This is a genomic window from Bacillus sp. CCNWLW194 (genome assembly GCF_037120585.1).
GTDB classification, from domain to species: domain Bacteria; phylum Bacillota; class Bacilli; order Bacillales; family Bacillaceae_G; genus Bacillus_A; species Bacillus_A basilensis.
Map to the genome: position 1 here is coordinate 237,762 of NZ_JBBBBL010000002.1, position 17,709 is coordinate 255,470.

The following is a 17,709-nucleotide window of genomic DNA, read 5'->3' on the forward strand; positions in this document are numbered from 1 at the left end:
GATTTTATACATCATATATATAGCAGTTAATTTTATTGTCATTTTCGAGGCATACTTTTATACATTTCCATTGTCGAATTTACTCAAAACATGTTATGTTCTAAATGTATTTTTCAATTTGAAAGGGGTATAAGCATTGAAAAGAATCCTAGTTTTACACACAGGTGGAACAATTGCAATGGAGGAAGATAAAGAAACTGGAGTCGTACAACCAGGTGAAAAAAATCCTCTTTTAAAATTTATTCCTGATTTAGAAGGCGATGTTGATTTAATCGTTGAAGATGTGTTCCATCTACCATCTCCTCATATGACACCGAGCGAAATGTTACAATTACAAGTCATCATTGATGAAAGAGTAAAACAAGAAAACATTCATGGCGTAGTCATTACGCATGGTACGGATACATTAGAAGAAACAGCCTATTTCCTAGATTTAACAGTACAAGCAACTATTCCGATCGTTGTGACTGGCGCAATGCGTTCTAGCAATGAATTAGGTGCTGATGGTCTATATAACTTCTTATCAGCTGTAAAAGTCGCTAGCAGTAGTGAAGCTGCAGAAAAGGGTGTTCTAGTCGTATTAAACGACGAAATTCATTGCGCTACAAATGTAACGAAAACACATACAAGTAATGTAGCAACATTCCAAAGTCCACAGTATGGACCAATTGGTATGGTAACAAAACGTGGTGTTGTATTCCACCATGCTTTAGTACATCACGAAACATATTCCGTAAATAAGGTTTCTAAAAACGTAGTCGTTCTAAAAGCATACGCGGGTATGGACGATACATTATTAGCAGCCATTGAAACCCTTCCAGTAGACGGGATTGTTATCGAAGCACTTGGACAAGGTAATTTACCTCCAAGAACACTTCCTAGTCTAGAACGATTAATAAACAAAGGAATTCCTGTCGTATTAGTTTCCCGCTGTTTCAACGGTATCGTTCAAGATGTATACTCATATGAAGGCGGCGGCAAACAATTAAAAGATATGGGTATTGTATTCACATACGGTTTAAATGCTCAAAAAGCACGTATTAAATTATTAGTTGCATTAGAGAATACAACTTCTCATGAAGCAATCCAAAATATGTTTATGCACAATTAAAAAAGAAGCTGTCGAAGTTTATTTCGACAGCTTCTTTTTACATTTCTCTTGTTACAATGGTTTGCGCAATCACATTTCCATGAAATCTACCGTTCTCGATAAATATTTCATTCGCATTATTTCCAGCAGCAATTACACCTGCAATGAAAATATTTTCAGCGTTCGTTTCCATTGTATCCTCTGCATGAATTGGACGTCCTGTTTCTTCATCAATCCGAACACCCATCTTCGTTAAGAAACTATGATCAGGGTGGTAACCGGTCATCGCAAATACAAAATCATTTCGGATTGTTTTTTCCTCACCATCAACTGTATACGTTAATGTATGTTCAGTAATTTCTTTCACATGAGCCCCGAAATGCATTTGAATTGTGCCGTTTCGTACTAATGCCTCAAACTCCGGCAAAATCCACGGCTTTATGCTTGTTGAATACTCACTTCCGCGATATAGTACCGTTACACGCCCACCCGCTTTAACAAGTTCTAACGCGGCATCTACACTCGAGTTTTTCCCACCTATAACTACTACATCTCGGTCAAAATAAGGATGCCCCTCTTTAAAATAGTGAGATACTTTCTTCAGTTCCTCACCTGGAACATTCATATAATTTGGATTGTCATAATATCCAGTTGCTACAACAACGTATTTCGCTATATACATTTCTTTACTTCCGTCACGTTTTGTCGTCTCAACCTTAAAGACTTCTCCATCTTTTTGAACTTTCTCTACTCGTTCAAAAGCATTTACACGTACAGATTTACGCTTTACTACTTCACGATAATACGCAAGCGCTTGATTTCGAACTGGCTTACGGTTTTCTGTAATAAAAGCTACTTCACCAATTTCTAATTTTTCACTAGAAGAGAAAAATGTTTGATGAGTTGGATAATTATAAATGGCATTTACAATGTTTCCTTTTTCAATTACTAACGGATTTATCCCTACCTTTTGCAATGAAATTGCTGCTGCTAATCCGCACGGACCGCCTCCGATTATAATAACTGTTTCTTTCTGCATACTCGTCCACTCCTAGTCTTCTACCTCTGCACTATTTATAAAAACAAGAAAAAACCTACTTACAGCAGTAGGCACCTATCTTTATTGTATTCATTTTTCATATATTTGTCATCTAAACGAAACGTACATCCGATAGACATCTGCTAAAAACTGCTGAAATTTAATACCTTGTTTCCCTAATACATTTTCAGGATCAATCTTTCTAGCTGGGTCAAGTGTTTTATGTGATACGATATCTTTTTTCGGATTCAAGCCGAAGTTTTGACATAAATACGCATGATACCACGTAAAACGTGTATATGCTTCCCAAAAGTTAACATCACCGCCATAACAAAGTTCCACTCCAATAGCAGCCTTATTTGCATCATAACCATATAAGTCATTATCTGTCGGCACACCATATCGAACATGATAAGCAACTTCACTTATAGGAATAATTTCTAATATTGTTTTGTCATCTATAAATGTATGTGCCGAGGCTTTCGGTTGTATCTCATTAAAATAATCCCGATTCCCTATCGCATTGCTACCAGGATTCCCCGTATCATGACTTACAATAAACCTTACTTTAGAGAGAGGAATTCCCGGTCGTGAACTTCCATATCCAATATAATTACGCTCTATAGGAAACATCGCCATTACTACCAACTCCCGCTTCAGAAGATTACCTTACTTCCTTATATATGTATTCGGTAGCAATGTCCTTATCGCATATTTCTTACGCGAAGAGAAAATCGAAAATATTTGATGTGAACACCATAAATAATAAAATACTTACAGCCACTCCATAAAAACCGTAAAACCAAACACAATCTTCTTTCGTATCTAAACCGAAAAATTTATTTACTGATTGTAATAATGTGCCACGCTTACTTTGCTTGTTTCGTAATACTTCCACTCGTTCTACAACATCCGCTGGCATCATAAATCTTTGGTCTACTGTCATTTTCATCATTTATCTCTCCTTAAAATCATTTCCGTTTTGTTTATCTAAGGAGAGTATAGCACGTTTGTTCGTGTAGAACAAGCGTTCTTTTTATTTTTATTTTATTTTTCAGCAAGCCAAGTAAGAATTGAGATTACAACGGCGATAATCGGTCCTACTACAACCAAACCAAATATTAAAAACAGTAGCCCTTCCCCGAACACCCGAACGATACTTGTTTTTGGGGCTTTCATCGTTCTTGCGAGCTCTCCCTCTAACCTCTTAACCTTTTCTTCTAATTGTTCTACTCGTTCCATTATTTTATTTTCCATATACAACACCTCAATTTAATACTTCAACAAAAAAAAACGTGATTCCTTCCAAAGGAATCACGTTTTCTCACGCTATAATATTATACCCAACCTCTGAAGCGACTTGCTTCAGCCATTTTACGAACACCGACCATGTACGCTGCTAAGCGCATGTTCACTTTACGAACTTGTGCTGTTTCATAAATAGAATCAAATGATCTTACCATTACTTTTTCTAAACGTTGTTCTACTTCTTCTTCAGTCCAGTAGTAACCTTGGTTATTTTGTACCCACTCAAAGTAAGATACTGTTACACCACCAGCACTTGCTAATACGTCTGGAACAAGTAAAATTCCGCGATCTGTTAAGATTTTAGTTGCTTCTAATGTTGTTGGACCGTTTGCAGCTTCAACAACGATTTTCGCTTTAATATTATTAGCATTTTCTTCTGTAATTTGGTTCTCAATTGCAGCTGGAACTAAAATATCGCAATCAAGTTCTAACAATTCTTTATTTGAAATTGTATTATTAAATAATTTTGTTACTGTACCGAAGCTATCACGACGGTCTAATAAATAATCAATATCTAATCCGTTTGGATCATGCAACGCACCGTAAGCATCTGAGATTGCAATAACTTTCGCACCTGCATCATGCATAAATTTAGCTAAGAAACTACCAGCATTACCGAATCCTTGAACAACAACGCGCGCACCTTTAATATCAATGTCGCGTTTTTTTGCAGCTTCGCGAATACAAATTGTAACACCTTTCGCCGTTGCTGTTTCACGTCCATGTGATCCACCTAATACAAGTGGCTTACCTGTAATAAATCCTGGTGAATTAAATTCATCAATACGGCTATACTCATCCATCATCCATGCCATAATTTGAGAGTTTGTGAATACATCTGGAGCTGGAATATCTTTCGTCGGTCCTACGATTTGGCTAATTGCTCGTACATAACCGCGGCTTAATCTTTCTAACTCACGGAATGACATTTCACGTGGGTCACAGATAATTCCACCTTTACCTCCGCCATATGGTAAATCAACAATACCACATTTTAAACTCATCCAGATTGAAAGTGCTTTCACTTCATTTTCTGTTACATTCGGATGGAAGCGAATTCCACCTTTCGTTGGACCAACAGCATCATTATGTTGTGCACGATATCCTGTAAATATTTTAACAGTCCCGTCATCCATACGAACTGGTATTTTCACTGTCATCATACGAATTGGTTCTTTTAATAATTCATATACTTCGTTTGGATAACCCAATTTTTCTAATGCTTCACTAATAACAATTTGTGTCGAATTCAATAGTTCAAAATGTTGTTCCCTTTGTTGTTGTGTTTTTGTTTGAGTTCCCTTTTCGGCTACCATAGTAAGTAAACCCCCTGTAATTTCACTTGTTTAGTAAACCTTCATTGCCTAGTATACACCGTTAAATTTGGAATGCAATAGAAAACGCTAACAAATATATACAAACTATTTTCTATTGCAAGCGTTTTCACTATTATTATAGTCCTTTTATTGCTTTTAGAAAAGTAAAATACTTAAATATTTAAATATTTTTCATTTTACTTAAATGCAATACCTTGAAAAGATATATATTTAAGTACAATAAAGAATGCTCAAATATTTATGATTCCCTCTATACCGTGGATCGTTTTAAAATTTCCAAATCAATATTTTAAGTTTTCCAAGTAAAAAAACAAAACCTTAGCTATGTTATATTAGCTAAGGTTTTGTTTTTTTACAAAGTAATTGTGTATTTGTTCAATTGCTTGAGAAGACATTAATTCTTTACCATACTCCATTAAACGATAAATAGTTGCTGTAGACGGATTACCATATTCCGCTAAAATAGCTATAAAATCTGCCTTCAGCAATTGTATTTGCTCCTCTTCTTCCATCCAAAGATAGAAACGCCCATCCCACGTATATAATTTCCCGCCAGTTACATCAAGGTTATATAAACGATTCGACAGGTTAATTACGTCATCTAGTGTAGCAAACTCATAAAGGATATGCTCACTTTCATCTAAAGTCACTTGCATTTCAATAAACTCGTCACGGAACTCATCATCTGTATCCGCTTCTTGATGTTCTTTCGTTACAATTACGACCATTCCTTGCGCTTGTAGAGAAAATACTTCAACTGCAATCGGACCATCCGCTTCAAATCCTAATTCTTTATTTGCTTCTTGCATCATATCACGAAATAATTGCTGTACTTTCGGTGCATTTCTCCACAAATCTTCTTTCGTTAATCCTCGCTCAGTTAAATCATCAAATGTTAAGAAAATTTTTATCTTATTGTAATTTAATCGTTCCAGCCTCATCTCATACCCTCCCTACGCAACCAATGAATATAATTTTTATTATATGAAATAGAAAATAGATGGTTCTTTTCGAACAACTATTCTAACATTTTTAACCAATCATCCCATTCTTCTTTCGTATCACCAATTAGGCTTGTTTGAATGTTCAACTGATCTCGAGCACCTATTTCTCCTATAACCCCAACAGAAAGGTTCTCATTTTTTTCTTGCAACACATTCACGTAGTTCATTGCGTTCTTAAGTTCTCGTCCGTCATCAAAAGAGATTACTACATATTTAGGTCTTATTTGCTCAACAGCTAACGAAATACTATCTTCCGCTAAGCTTACCCTAATATATATCACCTCATATCCTTTTAATCGTAAATACGTTGAGAAAACAAACCCTCTCAACATATTACTTTCTAACACGACAACTTTGTGTATAGAAGAAAACGATGATGCATTATGATACACCATCCCTAGACGCGTTTGTAAAAATGATACGACATATTGGAATTGCACCATTGTAACTTCATTATTTTTTTTTAACATTAACAATTTATTTGACACTTGAAGAACAATATTTGCGATAACTTTTTCTGTTGCATAAATACTAAAAGCCTCGTTTAACAATGCAGAAGTTGTAATTTCATCAAATTTTAACAAAGCTTGTAGTAAATCGTCCACTAAAACAACTTCTCTATCGTAATGTATTTCATTTTGAACATTACTTCGCAAACGATTCCCTTCTAATAATTGAACTGCTTGTCCAATCATCATGCCGGAAGAAACCTTGTCCATTAACCATTTCAAAATTTGAATATGCTCTTCTGTATATAATCGATGCCCCGCATGATTCCGCTTTGGGGCAATCATTTGATATCGTCTTTCCCATGCACGAAGTGTGCTCGGCTGAATTCCAATTATATTCGAAACAGCTTTTATGTTATATTTTCCGTTTAGAGTTGGCATCATCTCCCTCCGCATAACGTAATAATATGTGTTTGAGCAGGTGCTCGGAAGCGAAGTGGAATCAACGTTGTTCCATACCCATTACTAACAAAAAGAGTCACATTTGAATGCTTATATACGCCACCTTTTAAATATTTTTTAGATGGGAATAATCGGATTTGCCCTCCATGTGTATGTCCACTTAACACAAGTGAAATTTGTTCTTTTCCAGACATTTTATTTATTATATCAGGGTTGTGGCTAATTAATATGCGAAAACCATTTTCTTTACAATCAGCCAACGCTAAATCTAAACGATCACGTTCCAAACCAACATCATCTACACCGAGTAAGCAAATTTTCTCTCCTAATTCAGACTCAAATACAACTCTTGTATTATCTAAAACTTTCACATTATTTTCTAATAACAAAGCATCTAACTCGTGATATTCAATCTCATAATCATTATTTCCCCATACAAAATATACAGGAGCTATCGTTCTTAACTTTTGTATATTTGCAGAGATTTTTGATAAAGGGACACCTCTTTCCGCTAAATCACCACCAATAATTACAAGATCTACTCTTCCTTTTACTTGTTCAATTAACGAATTTGAAATGATCCTTCTATGAATATCAGATATAAAAAATACATTTACTTTTTGAAAACTTTTCGGAAATTCTTCAAATGTTAAAGTATGTTCTAGCACCGTATCACGCATTGCTTCTGTATACATTACAAGAAGAAATATAATACCAATACATATGAGAGTACTTAATAAGATAATCCATATCATATATTTTTTACTCCCCTCCTCATAAAGATAATCCTCAGTTTTTATAGTAAGTATTCCACTAACTCTCTTGCTTTGTGGACTTATCTTTTATTGGAATTTTTAATTCTTGACCTACATTCACTTCATTTCCTTGTAAATCATTATACTTTTTAATCACTTCGATCCCAGTTTCATCTGAAAAATATTGCTTTGCTATACTTTCTAAAGTTTCTCCCTCTTTCACCGTATGCGTGACGACTTTCTCAGATGGTGCCTCGGACTCAGATTTAGCTGAATCAAAGAAAATGACCTCAAATGCACTTTTTCCAGCGTTATTACCATCGCTTTTCACCTGAATATATTTATCTGTATACCATAAGATACTAATTGGTAGTAATATGAATAAAAATGTTAAAACTCGGACGAAAATATGATTCATTTTAAACTTTTGTTTTTTCTCTTTATTTCTATGAATTTCACTACGCGGCGGTAAACCTTCTTTTTCTTCCACTCGCTCAACTTCTAATTCCTCTTCAAAATCAGGAATTCGTTTTCTCATGTTGTTCACCACCACCTTCCATTTATTTTCTTAATTGGAGTCCCATTATAAAATCAACAAGAAAGTGTGCAAAGATTGTTATAAACAAATTTCCTGTCCATTCAAATACATAACCAAAGACAAAACTAATGAAACAGACGAAACAAAACAAAAATGGCTTTTTTATATACCGAATATGTAACACTGCAAATACTAAACTGGCTATTACAATTCCAAAGTGCGTCTGCACTACACCTCTAAATAAAAATTCTTCTGCAAAGCCGATAATGAACGTAATAACGAGTAGATGCATAACTGACATCCCTTGAAACATCCTATCGTTAATACCACCATCATCAAACCAAGACTCTGGAAATACTCGCATTGCAACATAATCTAATAACACAATACCAATCGCTAACAAGCCACCTATTATAAGTATAGACACCGGTTCCCATTTCCACAGACTATACACCGATTTTATATCTCGGAATAGTATATATGCTAGTAAACAACCAATACCGATAATAATGAACTGTGTAATATACAGATTCAGCCTTATTTCTTTCGGACTCATATCTTCAATATTATGCCTTTGAATGTTCATCATTCCCCCATCTTTTCTAGACCGAAAAGCTTTTGTAACTCTGTTTCCCAATTATAGTCGAAATCCAATTGTTGCGCTTGTCTTTTTTTATAATCTGTTTTTGTAATATGACAATAGTCGCAGCAATTCTTTAACTCGCCCTCTTTTCTATAACCGAACTGTTGCAGCAAATATTCACGTCTACATTCTTTCACTTGTATCCATGATTTCATGTTTTCTAGCTCACTATATTTATTACGTAGCCTTATTTCTACTTCAGCTATTAATCTGTTCATAATTTCATCTGACAAGCTCTCTAATATTAATTTTCGCTGTTGTATGATTCCAAGCCGTTCAAGATGATAGCGGATGAAACGCCAATATTGTTCATTAAATCTTGCTGCATTATAACAAATTTCTTCTACCTCTTCTATTGGTAATTCTTTCGTTTGAAACATTCTTTCTTGCAGTAAAGAAAATAAAAATTGTATTTGTGACTGACTTGGCAATTCATCTTCAATTATTGAAATTGGTAAATCGTGATCTAACGGACTACATAGTAAGATAGCTATACTCGGTTCACCATCTCTTCCCGCTCTTCCGATTTCTTGTAAATAAGAAGCGATATTAGTCGGGTAATGGAAATGAATAATATATCTCGTATTCGACTTATTTACTCCCATACCAAAAGCACTTGTACATATTACAAGCTGCAACTGGTCATTCATAAACTGCTGTTGAATTAACATACGCTCTTCATGTTCCATACCACCATGATAGAAAGCGACACCAGTAACGCCTTTTCCTCTTAAATATTCCGTTAAACGTTCTGTCCACGCTCGGCTTGAACAATATACAATCCCTGGGCCTTGTAAATACATTACCTGGTCCAAAAGCGCTTCTTTCTTCTCTTCTATCGTCGTAACAAATTGTACTTCCATTGCAATATTTGGACGATCAATAGAGTATACATGCTGCATCACATTCTCCAAATTTAAACTCTCTGCTATATCTCGGAGTACATCTTTCGTCGCTGTTGCCGTTAATGCTAGCACCGTAGGAGACCCGATATTCTCAATGACTACATTTAGTTTTTTATAATCTGGTCTAAAATCATAACCCCATTGCGAAATACAATGAGCTTCATCCACAACAAATAATGAAATATGAACTTTCTTCAATTCTCTTATTAACAATTCCGACTGCAACATCTCTGGTGAAACAAAAATAAATTTATATGAAGCTAATCTTTTCATCGCTTCTCTTTTTTCATGTAATGTCCGAAAACTATTAAATGCTATCACTCGGTTTTTCACAACATATTTTAATTGTGTAACCTGATCTTCCATCAAAGATAATAATGGTGATACAACAAGTACTGTCCCTTCTTGCATTAGCCCTGGAAGTTGATAACACATAGACTTCCCTCTTCCGGTCGGAAGCATCGCTATAACATCTTTTCCTTCCAATAAATCTGTAATTACCCCTTTTTGACCTGGACGAAATTCAGAATATCCAAACCACCTATATAAATATTCCTCAAGCTTCATTTATACCCTCCATCCGCGCCAATACAAGACGAACTTCAAAATAAGAGATATCCTCTCCAACCGCTTGTTTCAACTCACGTAACTTACGTGTTTGTAATGCATCAATTACTTCTGTTACTTTATCTATTTTGTCTTTTTCCATAAACATCTCGATAGAAAAATCTCTTTCTCTCAAAGCAATTTCAACAAAATGATCTTCTATCGTTGCAACCTTTAGATTTCTAATTGTCGCTATTTCTTCTAATGAGCGCCCTTGCCTCCAAAAATTATATGTTTTTTTCGTTGATAAACTAAATAATTCAGCTCTCTCATTCGGATAAGAGATAATTTCAGCTAATAACGGAAATTCATTTTCTTTATCGCGAACTTCTTGTATAAGGAGATGAATTGCACCCCAAAATAAAAAGTACACCCTAAATATATCTTGTTTCGTAATTTCAGCTAACTGCTGCAATGTACAACCGATACGTTCATATCCTGTTAATCTATATGTTACAATCGTCGCTTCTACCACATCACATTTCCCTAAAAGATTATGTATTTCTTTCCATAATCTTTTAGCCAATTCATTTCGCCTATACGGCATACCTGTTAAAAAGCGTTTCACCCACATCATTATTTCTGTATCTTGTTGAATAGGAATAAATTTCGTATTATTCTGTTGTAAATTAGATATAGTTTGAATAATTAAAGATAATCTTTTCCAAAATGTTTCACCTAATTCACCATAGTGCAAACCATGTAAATGCGCTGGAAAAGCATACACTCCCTCCCATGTATGCAACTGCATTTTACCTTTAGGTGTTAACAAATATGTATTCTCATGTATTTCTTGAATCAAATCTGCTTGCAACAACTTTGCAACTTCACGATCATATTCAATTCTATTTAATGATTTATATATCCCAAACAAAAAAGAAATTCGGAACATATTTCCATCTTGTAATGTTTGCGAAGATCGTTTTCCCTTTAATAAATAATAAATAGAAGAAACGGTCCTTTCACCATTCAATTGTTTTAAACAATACAATAAAGTATATTGTAGTTGCATTACCGCTTCCACCTTTCAATCTAACTTAATTGCTTTTTGGTATAATTACACTAACTTATCATATCGGCACTATATACTTGTATATATTCTATTGTACCAAACGAAATAACATTTACGTATTTTGAAAATCTTATGACATAATACAAAAATTAGTTGACACCCTAATTGATAAGCATTATCATTATAATTTTATGTTGAAAAGTTTTAAAAACCGTTTTACAATAAGGTTATAATTTTTATGGCGAGCTTTTCACATACATATTATCAGGAGGGAAAAAAGATGGCAAAATATACAATCGTTGATAAAGATACTTGTATTGCATGTGGTGCTTGTGGCGCTGCTGCACCAGACATTTATGACTATGATGATGAAGGTATTGCATTCGTAACATTAGACGATAACCAAGGTATCGTTGAGATTCCAGATGTATTACTTGAAGATATGATGGATGCATTCGAAGGTTGTCCAACTGACTCAATTAAAGTTGCTGACGAATCATTTGACGGCGATGCTTTAAAATTCGAATAGTCTTTTATTAACTTCAAAAAATGTCCCTCATTAATATGAGGGACATTTTTTGTTTTCATGATACTTATAAAAAAAACATTAGTAGTTCCATACTACTAATGGTTTTTTTGCCTCGCTATTTGCCGGGCAGCCCGATTGGTGAGGGCTAATAATCAGTGGGGGATGCCCCCCACTGATTGAAGTTTCACTTTATATTTTATGCATTTTTCATTTTTGCAAACATCCATACTTTCAGGCGTGAGAATAACGCTACAAATACAATTGTCACAACAATCCCTTTAATCAAATTAAACGGTAAGATTGCCGTTACAACCGTTGTTCTTATAGCCTCACTAGACATAGCTGGCGAATTTAAAAACCAAGTGTAAGCTGGGAATATGATGATGTAATTTAATATACTCATAATAAGCGCCATTGTAATTGTCCCTAGCATTAATCCTGTCGTTAAGCTCTTAACAGTACGATACTTCCTAAATAAGAAAGCTGCTGGTCCAATAAATAAACATCCTGCAATAAAGTTAGCTATTTCTCCAACTGGTACTCCCGTTAAACTTCCTTGAATCCCATAATGTAAAATATTCTTTATCGCCTCTACAATTACTCCCGCAATTGGTCCGAAGATAATCGCTGCAATTAGAGCCGGTACATCACTAAAATCAATTTTTAAGAATGGCGGAAGCCCTGGGAACGGGAAATCCAACATCATCAGTAAATATGCAATACTACTTAGCATCGCTACACTCACCATCTGCACTACACTGTTTTTTTGTTTCATCTTTCTCTCTCCTTTTCCATCGATCATCTCATGGAAAGTGGAAAGGTTCTGCTATGCCTACTTTTTCATAGAACGAAAAAACCCTTTGTGTTTTACACAAAGGGAGAATTTAAGGCACATCAAACAGACGTTCAAATCCATATCTTTTTTGAACGCTTGAACCTCCATCTTCTCCCATCCAGACTATACTGTCGGCTTTGGAATCACACCAAATCCTGCCTTAACGGCTCGCGGGCTTAGAACAAAATCACATATAGTTCATCACCGCCGGTCGGGATTTTCACCCTGCCCCGAAGATAGACCGATATTCTATTTTCCACTTCATTATACAACAACATGATTGGATTGTGAACAAAAAAATCGTAACTTATTATAAATAAGTTATTGATTTTACATAATCAAAACCATTCATTATATTTTACAATACACCCCATATTTTTTAGCATTCGGCATTTCTCCTATAAATCCCCTAGTCATATATAATTAAAAGTGATAAGATGTTGAATTGTTAAGATAAGAACATTTTCTGGATTATGGAGGAAATGTCATGAAGAAAGAAAAGAGACACTCTATTCGAGAAACAATGAAAAAAAACTTAAGAAAAGAATACTTTTACTTAAAAAAAGAATTACTTTTCTACTGTCCAATTGATTTAGGCACATTCTCAAGCGAGACATACTATGCTACTTTCGACGAAGATGGCATCAGTATTTATCAGTATGATAAAAAAACAGAGAGTAAATTAAAATTATGTGAGCGTCATCCGTGGAAAAGTTGGAATAAAGTGAAGGTGGATCATTATTTAACAACTTCTCAATTTATTTTTCAAGGGAAGCGAAACTGGATATTATCCCTTTTCCAAAAAGGAAAAGAAGCTCAAAAAATAATCGAAGAGCATACATCTTTACAAACTGAAGTTGTTTCCCGCTCTTTCTTAAAAAAGCTTCCAGGTTTCCGTTCTAATGCACCGTTGAATAAATACATTGGCAGCATTTGCTACACTGCACTTATTGCATTTTTATTAAAATGGATGATTCCATTTCAAGCACCACAAATCGCCCTGTACTCCATTTCAATTGGTTGTATGCTCCTTGGTCTACTTTGTTTGACAATCGGTTTAATTGAACCGACTATTGTACTTTTTCGAACAAACGAAAAAACCAGAACAAAAGTATTTTACTTATATAGCTACTTAGCTATTTCTGGATTTATATGTGTCTTTATTTTTTGGTAAAAAAAGAGCTAGTTAAACTAGCTCTTTTTTTACTTTACGTATAATTGTTGATTTGGATAAATCAGCTCTTGCTGCAGCCCATTTTTTTCTTTAATTTCCTTAACAGACATGCTAAATTTCCGTGCAATGCTAACTAAAGTGTCCCCTTTTTGAACGACATATAACGAGGAAGAAACGACTTCGTTTCTTTGTTCATGTAAAACAAGCAATGGATTCATCGCATTCTTTTTTGCCATCGTCCATCTTCCTTGATGAACTTCTAAATGTAAGTGTGCACCTCGAGATTCTCCTGTATTCCCTACTTCTCCAATTATTTCTCCTTTTGAAATATAATCCCCTTGAACTACATATCTCTTATTTAAATGTGCATACACAGCCTCATATTCTCCATGTTTAATAAATACAACATTTCCATAACTACTTGAATAATAAGACTTTGTTACCTTACCATCTTGAATAGCTGCCACCGCCGAGCCGATCGGTGCCGCTATATCTATACCGTAGTGTTTTCCATGCCTTGTCCCAAAATAATCACTTATCTGCCCTTCAACAGGCCATGTCCACCGGTTTCCCTCTGCGTACACATGTAATTGAGATAAAAACAATATAGTCAATAACATGACGCCGTATTTTAAACCTTTCATATACATCCTCCGTTTTCTAATTACCACCATACCTTCTCTATTTTGGTATATTACAGAAAAAAGTATACAAAAAAAAGAAAGTGGATTACTCCACTTCCTTCTCTTTCTTATCACGAAAAACGATTGCACTGCGATTATACTCCACATCTTTTACTTGTACTCGAGCGTTTATTACTCTAGCTACTGCAAACAAATAATCAGATAATCTATTTACATACTTTAGAACAACTTCGTTTATTTCCCCTTCTTTTTGTAAGGACACTATACATCGTTCTGCTCGCCTTACAACTGTACGTGCAATATGAATAGCAGCTGCCGACTCGCTTCCACCTGGTAAAATAAAGCGTTCTAACGGCGGTGCTTCTTCTATATACGAATCAATCCTTTTTTCTAAGCATTCGACCATTTCGATTTTTACTTTATAAGGAATTTTCCCCGCTACTATCGCCAAGTCTCCTCCGCAATCAAATAGTTCGTGTTGAATATTTTCAAGTTCATTGTAAATATCTCCAAAAGACTCGCCTTGAAGCTTAGTCATCGCATATCCAATATGAGAATTCGCCTCATCTATCGTGCCATATGCTTCCACTCGGATATCATCTTTATCCACTCTGCCGCCTATTACACCTGTTGTCCCTTTATCTCCTGTTTTTGTGTATAATTTCATTGCTTTACGACACCCCTCTTATTCTTCATTCAACTACGATAAAAAAAGTTCTACTATTATTTATTTAATTGATTTTACAAAAAAATAAAAAACAGTAGAACTTTATTCATTATCAACTTTAAAAACGCATATCTAAATTATACGATTTGGTAAATATACAGAGAATGTAGTTCCCTCTCCAACAACACTTGAAACAGTAATTTTCCCATCATGGCCTTGCACAATATTTTTTGCAATCGCAAGCCCGAGTCCTGTTCCACCTTTTTTCCCACGTGTTCTTGCTTTATCAGCTTTGTAGAAACGATCAAATAAAAATGGAATATCTTCTTCTGGAATGCCAGCGCCCGAATCTTGCACTTCAAAAATAAGACCATTATTTTTCGTATCAATTACAAGCGTTACATGTCCACCTGCATTTGTATGACGAATTGCGTTATCAATTAAATTTGTCAATACTTGTTCCATACGATCTGCATCAAACGGGTATCGCTCTATTGGATTTTGGAAATCAACCGTTAATGCAACTTCTTTATCCTTTGCAATACCTTGGAATTTACGACCTATTTTTTCAACGAAAGGATGAATATCAACTTCACCTATATGTAACTCTACATTACCACTTTCCATACGCGCTAAATCTAATAATTCATTTACAAGTTTACCTAAACGAACAGATTCATCATAAATGATTTGAACAAACTCATTAATTTCTTCTTTCGTTTGCACAATATCATCTAAAATTGCTTCACTATACCCTTGAAGCATGACCATCGGTGTACGAAGTTCATGTGATACGTTCGCAATAAAGTCTTGACGCATCTTCTCCAGACGGCGTTCTTCCGTCATATCACGCAATACAGCTACCGCCCCGCGAATTTTCGTTTGATTGTAAAGCGGAGTCATAAGAACTACATAGTTACCTTTTTGTAAATTAATTTCAACCACTTGTTGTTGTTCGCTTTCTACAACTAGATGGAATAGTTCAACAAGTTCAGAAGGAAGCTTTTTACTTAACTCTACTTCTTTCTCTTCTTGCCAAACTTGCAAGAAATGTTCCGCTGGCGGATTGATTACAACGACTTCACCTTCTTGATTTAACGTAATAACCCCATCTGCCATACTACTTAAAATACTAGCTAACTGTTCTTTCTCTTGCTGCAAGGCATTCATATTAAACTTCAACTGTTTTCCCATTTGATTTAAGGCCGTTGCAAGCTCACCAATCTCGTCCTGAGATACCATAGGAGCTTTCGCATCAAACTTCCCACGCGAAACCTCAAAAGCAACCTCACGCATTTTACGGAGTGGTGCTGTAATTCGAGTAGATAAGAAGAATGCAAAGAAAGTTGTTAATATAATTGCAATCCCTGCTGATAAGAATATAAAATCAGTCGTTCTCTCCATACCTTGTATCGGAACTTGTAAAGATTCGTATACAAACACTGCACTTTGATTTTTGGAGTGTACTGGTTTTCCGACAATCATAATATCATTTTCAGTATTTTTATTCTTTCTACTATTAGAAGCTTTTCTAATGTTATTCTTAATTTCTTTTTTGTCTGTAAAAACAGCCGCTAATTCTTTATCTTCTTTTAAGTCATCCATTGTAAGAGTGACTAATCCTTCTTGTTTCGGTGAAGATGAAATTTCCTTACCATCTTCTACAATAATAATCCTTGAAAGTGGATCAGAGAATTTGTACGCGATATTCTCAATCGTTTTTACATCGGCACCTTCTTCAATTAACTCTGAAACACTTGTTGCAACTTTTTGAAGCCTAGCTTCACTCATATCAACATAATATGTTCTAAAAAACTGTGAAAGTAAAATCGCAACAAATCCAAGTACAAACGAAACGAGAAGTAATATGGTCATCCATAACTTCCCTACTACACTTCTCCAAAGCATCAGTCGTTCACAACCTCAAACTTGTAACCTACGCCCCAAACGGTAACAATCATCTTCGCAGCATCTGGTGATTTTTTGCTTAACTTCTCACGTAAACGCTTTACATGCGTATCAACTGTACGTAAATCTCCGAAGAATTCATATTGCCATACTTCTTTTAACAATTGCTCACGATCAAATACTTTATCAGGAGCTTTCGCTAAGAATAATAGTAATTCGTACTCTTTCGGTGTTAAGTTCACTTCATTACCATCTGCTGTAACACGATGTGCATCATTATCAATTGTTAAATGAGGGAACACAGTAACATCTTTTGTCGTTGTATCTTGTGTAAAGAATGTTGTTGGTACAGAACGGCGTAAGACCGCTTTCACACGAAGCACTACTTCACGTGGGCTAAATGGTTTCACAATATAATCATCAGTTCCTACCTCAAACCCTTGTACTCGGTTTACTTCTTCACCCTTTGCTGTCAACATAATAATTGGCGTCGCTTTCTTCTCACGAACCCCTTTACATACTTCAATACCATCTTTACCAGGCATCATAAGATCTAATAGGATTAAATCATAATCATTTTGTAACGCCATTTCTAAAGCTGTATCACCATTATCTGCTTCATCAATTGTGTATTGTTCTCTCTCTAAATACATTTTCAACAAACGACGAATACGATCCTCATCGTCTACAATTAAAATTCTTGATTCATTTTCCATTTTTACCCGTTGCGTACTTTTACCACAACGGTTCACACCTACCCTTCTACACTATTATGTTGCGCTATTCTCGTTTATTTAAGCAATC

The 17,709-nt window shown here is 35.0% G+C and carries 20 protein-coding genes and 1 riboswitch; of the genes, 3 read left to right on the forward strand and 17 right to left on the reverse strand.

Annotated elements, in window-relative coordinates:
• The first annotated feature begins 136 nt into the window (after positions 1–136).
• Positions 137–1,111 carry an asparaginase gene (ansA, locus tag V7S50_RS04585; protein ID WP_080468634.1) on the forward strand — a complete coding sequence of 325 codons (975 nt, stop codon included), beginning with the start codon at positions 137–139 and terminating at the stop codon, positions 1,109–1,111.
• 37 nt (positions 1,112–1,148) lie between these two features.
• Here ansA and V7S50_RS04590 read toward each other — a convergent pair whose 3' ends face one another.
• The 12 genes from V7S50_RS04590 to V7S50_RS04645 form a co-directional block, all read right to left on the reverse strand.
• Entirely contained in the window at positions 1,149–2,129 is a 981-nt protein-coding gene (locus V7S50_RS04590) for a YpdA family putative bacillithiol disulfide reductase (protein ID WP_242251181.1), read from the reverse strand.
• 108 nt (positions 2,130–2,237) lie between these two features.
• Positions 2,238–2,768 (reverse strand): peptidoglycan recognition protein family protein, encoded by a 531-nt coding sequence (locus V7S50_RS04595; RefSeq protein WP_001240646.1) that lies wholly within the window; start codon positions 2,766–2,768, stop codon positions 2,238–2,240.
• A 79-nt stretch (positions 2,769–2,847) separates the two neighbouring features.
• Complete coding sequence (locus tag V7S50_RS04600) at positions 2,848–3,084, reverse strand: DUF3961 domain-containing protein (RefSeq protein WP_001983018.1); 237 nt, start codon at positions 3,082–3,084, stop codon at positions 2,848–2,850.
• 92 nt (positions 3,085–3,176) lie between these two features.
• The gene (locus tag V7S50_RS04605; RefSeq protein WP_063224170.1) at positions 3,177–3,386 is read right to left on the reverse strand and encodes a hypothetical protein; all 210 of its coding nucleotides are present in this window, start codon (positions 3,384–3,386) and stop codon (positions 3,177–3,179) included.
• An 80-nt stretch (positions 3,387–3,466) separates the two neighbouring features.
• The gene (gene gudB, locus V7S50_RS04610; RefSeq protein ID WP_000225171.1) at positions 3,467–4,753 is read right to left on the reverse strand and encodes an NAD-specific glutamate dehydrogenase; all 1,287 of its coding nucleotides are present in this window, start codon (positions 4,751–4,753) and stop codon (positions 3,467–3,469) included.
• Positions 4,754–5,106: 353 nt separating this feature from the next.
• Positions 5,107–5,715 (reverse strand): genetic competence negative regulator, encoded by a 609-nt coding sequence (locus V7S50_RS04615; protein WP_060630167.1) that lies wholly within the window; start codon positions 5,713–5,715, stop codon positions 5,107–5,109.
• Positions 5,716–5,792: 77 nt separating this feature from the next.
• The gene (locus tag V7S50_RS04620; protein ID WP_242251180.1) at positions 5,793–6,668 is read right to left on the reverse strand and encodes a MerR family transcriptional regulator; all 876 of its coding nucleotides are present in this window, start codon (positions 6,666–6,668) and stop codon (positions 5,793–5,795) included.
• Positions 6,668–7,444, reverse strand: a complete 777-nt coding sequence (locus tag V7S50_RS04625) for a metallophosphoesterase (protein ID WP_336375976.1) — start codon at positions 7,442–7,444, stop codon at positions 6,668–6,670. The genes V7S50_RS04620 and V7S50_RS04625 overlap by 1 nt, the downstream gene beginning before the upstream one ends.
• Before the next feature lie 58 nt (positions 7,445–7,502).
• Complete coding sequence (locus V7S50_RS04630; protein WP_063224172.1) at positions 7,503–7,982, reverse strand: LysM peptidoglycan-binding domain-containing protein; 480 nt, start codon at positions 7,980–7,982, stop codon at positions 7,503–7,505.
• Between the two features lie 22 nt (positions 7,983–8,004).
• Positions 8,005–8,568: a CPBP family intramembrane glutamic endopeptidase gene (locus tag V7S50_RS04635; protein ID WP_061677819.1), complete on the reverse strand. Its 564-nt coding sequence runs from the start codon at positions 8,566–8,568 to the stop codon at positions 8,005–8,007.
• The gene (locus tag V7S50_RS04640; RefSeq protein ID WP_242251178.1) at positions 8,568–10,097 is read right to left on the reverse strand and encodes a RecQ family ATP-dependent DNA helicase; all 1,530 of its coding nucleotides are present in this window, start codon (positions 10,095–10,097) and stop codon (positions 8,568–8,570) included. Before V7S50_RS04640 ends, V7S50_RS04635 begins: the two co-directional genes overlap by 1 nt.
• Positions 10,087–11,148: a helix-turn-helix domain-containing protein gene (locus V7S50_RS04645; RefSeq protein ID WP_242251177.1), complete on the reverse strand. Its 1,062-nt coding sequence runs from the start codon at positions 11,146–11,148 to the stop codon at positions 10,087–10,089. Before V7S50_RS04645 ends, V7S50_RS04640 begins: the two co-directional genes overlap by 11 nt.
• Before the next feature lie 280 nt (positions 11,149–11,428).
• Here V7S50_RS04645 and V7S50_RS04650 point away from each other — a divergent pair, with 280 nt between their 5' ends.
• The gene (locus V7S50_RS04650) at positions 11,429–11,677 is read left to right on the forward strand and encodes a ferredoxin (protein WP_001151996.1); all 249 of its coding nucleotides are present in this window, start codon (positions 11,429–11,431) and stop codon (positions 11,675–11,677) included.
• 196 nt (positions 11,678–11,873) lie between these two features.
• Here the strand turns inward: V7S50_RS04650 and V7S50_RS04655 are convergent, their stop codons facing one another.
• Positions 11,874–12,452, reverse strand: a complete 579-nt coding sequence (locus V7S50_RS04655; RefSeq protein WP_242251176.1) for an ECF transporter S component — start codon at positions 12,450–12,452, stop codon at positions 11,874–11,876.
• A 162-nt stretch (positions 12,453–12,614) separates the two neighbouring features.
• Positions 12,615–12,754: riboswitch (FMN riboswitch) on the reverse strand.
• Between the two features lie 245 nt (positions 12,755–12,999).
• On the opposite strand from V7S50_RS04655, the gene V7S50_RS04660 reads away from it, so the two are divergent.
• Entirely contained in the window at positions 13,000–13,686 is a 687-nt protein-coding gene (locus V7S50_RS04660) for a hypothetical protein (protein ID WP_060630159.1), read from the forward strand.
• A gap of 29 nt (positions 13,687–13,715) precedes the next feature.
• Here the strand turns inward: V7S50_RS04660 and V7S50_RS04665 are convergent, their stop codons facing one another.
• The 4 genes from V7S50_RS04665 to resD all read right to left on the reverse strand — a co-directional run bounded on the left by V7S50_RS04665 (position 13,716) and on the right by resD (position 17,621).
• Entirely contained in the window at positions 13,716–14,330 is a 615-nt protein-coding gene (locus tag V7S50_RS04665) for a peptidoglycan DD-metalloendopeptidase family protein (RefSeq protein WP_242251175.1), read from the reverse strand.
• 85 nt (positions 14,331–14,415) lie between these two features.
• The gene (locus V7S50_RS04670; RefSeq protein ID WP_242251174.1) at positions 14,416–14,997 is read right to left on the reverse strand and encodes a cob(I)yrinic acid a,c-diamide adenosyltransferase; all 582 of its coding nucleotides are present in this window, start codon (positions 14,995–14,997) and stop codon (positions 14,416–14,418) included.
• A gap of 132 nt (positions 14,998–15,129) precedes the next feature.
• A complete protein-coding gene (resE, locus tag V7S50_RS04675; protein ID WP_080468676.1) occupies positions 15,130–16,905 on the reverse strand; it encodes a sensor histidine kinase ResE in 1,776 nt (591 codons plus the stop codon).
• A complete protein-coding gene (resD, locus tag V7S50_RS04680; protein WP_002017976.1) occupies positions 16,905–17,621 on the reverse strand; it encodes a DNA-binding response regulator ResD in 717 nt (238 codons plus the stop codon). The genes resE and resD overlap by 1 nt, the downstream gene beginning before the upstream one ends.
• Between the last annotated feature and the right edge of the window lie 88 nt (positions 17,622–17,709).

Excerpts from the sequence above, each read along its gene's own strand:
- resE (WP_080468676.1), bottom strand. The coding sequence starts at position 16,905 with ATGCTTTGGAGAAGTGTAGTAGGGAAGTTATGGATGACCATATTACTT.
- V7S50_RS04670 (WP_242251174.1), bottom strand. The coding sequence starts at position 14,997 with ATGAAATTATACACAAAAACAGGAGATAAAGGGACAACAGGTGTAATA.
- V7S50_RS04595 (WP_001240646.1), bottom strand. The coding sequence starts at position 2,768 with ATGGCGATGTTTCCTATAGAGCGTAATTATATTGGATATGGAAGTTCA.
- V7S50_RS04660 (WP_060630159.1), top strand. The coding sequence starts at position 13,000 with ATGAAGAAAGAAAAGAGACACTCTATTCGAGAAACAATGAAAAAAAAC.
- V7S50_RS04625 (WP_336375976.1), bottom strand. The coding sequence starts at position 7,444 with ATGATATGGATTATCTTATTAAGTACTCTCATATGTATTGGTATTATA.
- V7S50_RS04665 (WP_242251175.1), bottom strand. The coding sequence starts at position 14,330 with ATGAAAGGTTTAAAATACGGCGTCATGTTATTGACTATATTGTTTTTA.
- V7S50_RS04605 (WP_063224170.1), bottom strand. The coding sequence starts at position 3,386 with ATGGAAAATAAAATAATGGAACGAGTAGAACAATTAGAAGAAAAGGTT.
- V7S50_RS04655 (WP_242251176.1), bottom strand. The coding sequence starts at position 12,452 with ATGAAACAAAAAAACAGTGTAGTGCAGATGGTGAGTGTAGCGATGCTA.
- gudB (WP_000225171.1), bottom strand. The coding sequence starts at position 4,753 with ATGGTAGCCGAAAAGGGAACTCAAACAAAAACACAACAACAAAGGGAA.
- V7S50_RS04615 (WP_060630167.1), bottom strand. The coding sequence starts at position 5,715 with ATGAGGCTGGAACGATTAAATTACAATAAGATAAAAATTTTCTTAACA.
- V7S50_RS04600 (WP_001983018.1), bottom strand. The coding sequence starts at position 3,084 with ATGATGAAAATGACAGTAGACCAAAGATTTATGATGCCAGCGGATGTT.
- V7S50_RS04620 (WP_242251180.1), bottom strand. The coding sequence starts at position 6,668 with ATGCCAACTCTAAACGGAAAATATAACATAAAAGCTGTTTCGAATATA.
- V7S50_RS04645 (WP_242251177.1), bottom strand. The coding sequence starts at position 11,148 with ATGCAACTACAATATACTTTATTGTATTGTTTAAAACAATTGAATGGT.
- V7S50_RS04590 (WP_242251181.1), bottom strand. The coding sequence starts at position 2,129 with ATGCAGAAAGAAACAGTTATTATAATCGGAGGCGGTCCGTGCGGATTA.
- V7S50_RS04640 (WP_242251178.1), bottom strand. The coding sequence starts at position 10,097 with ATGAAGCTTGAGGAATATTTATATAGGTGGTTTGGATATTCTGAATTT.
- V7S50_RS04650 (WP_001151996.1), top strand. The coding sequence starts at position 11,429 with ATGGCAAAATATACAATCGTTGATAAAGATACTTGTATTGCATGTGGT.
- V7S50_RS04630 (WP_063224172.1), bottom strand. The coding sequence starts at position 7,982 with ATGAGAAAACGAATTCCTGATTTTGAAGAGGAATTAGAAGTTGAGCGA.
- resD (WP_002017976.1), bottom strand. The coding sequence starts at position 17,621 with ATGGAAAATGAATCAAGAATTTTAATTGTAGACGATGAGGATCGTATT.
- V7S50_RS04635 (WP_061677819.1), bottom strand. The coding sequence starts at position 8,568 with ATGAACATTCAAAGGCATAATATTGAAGATATGAGTCCGAAAGAAATA.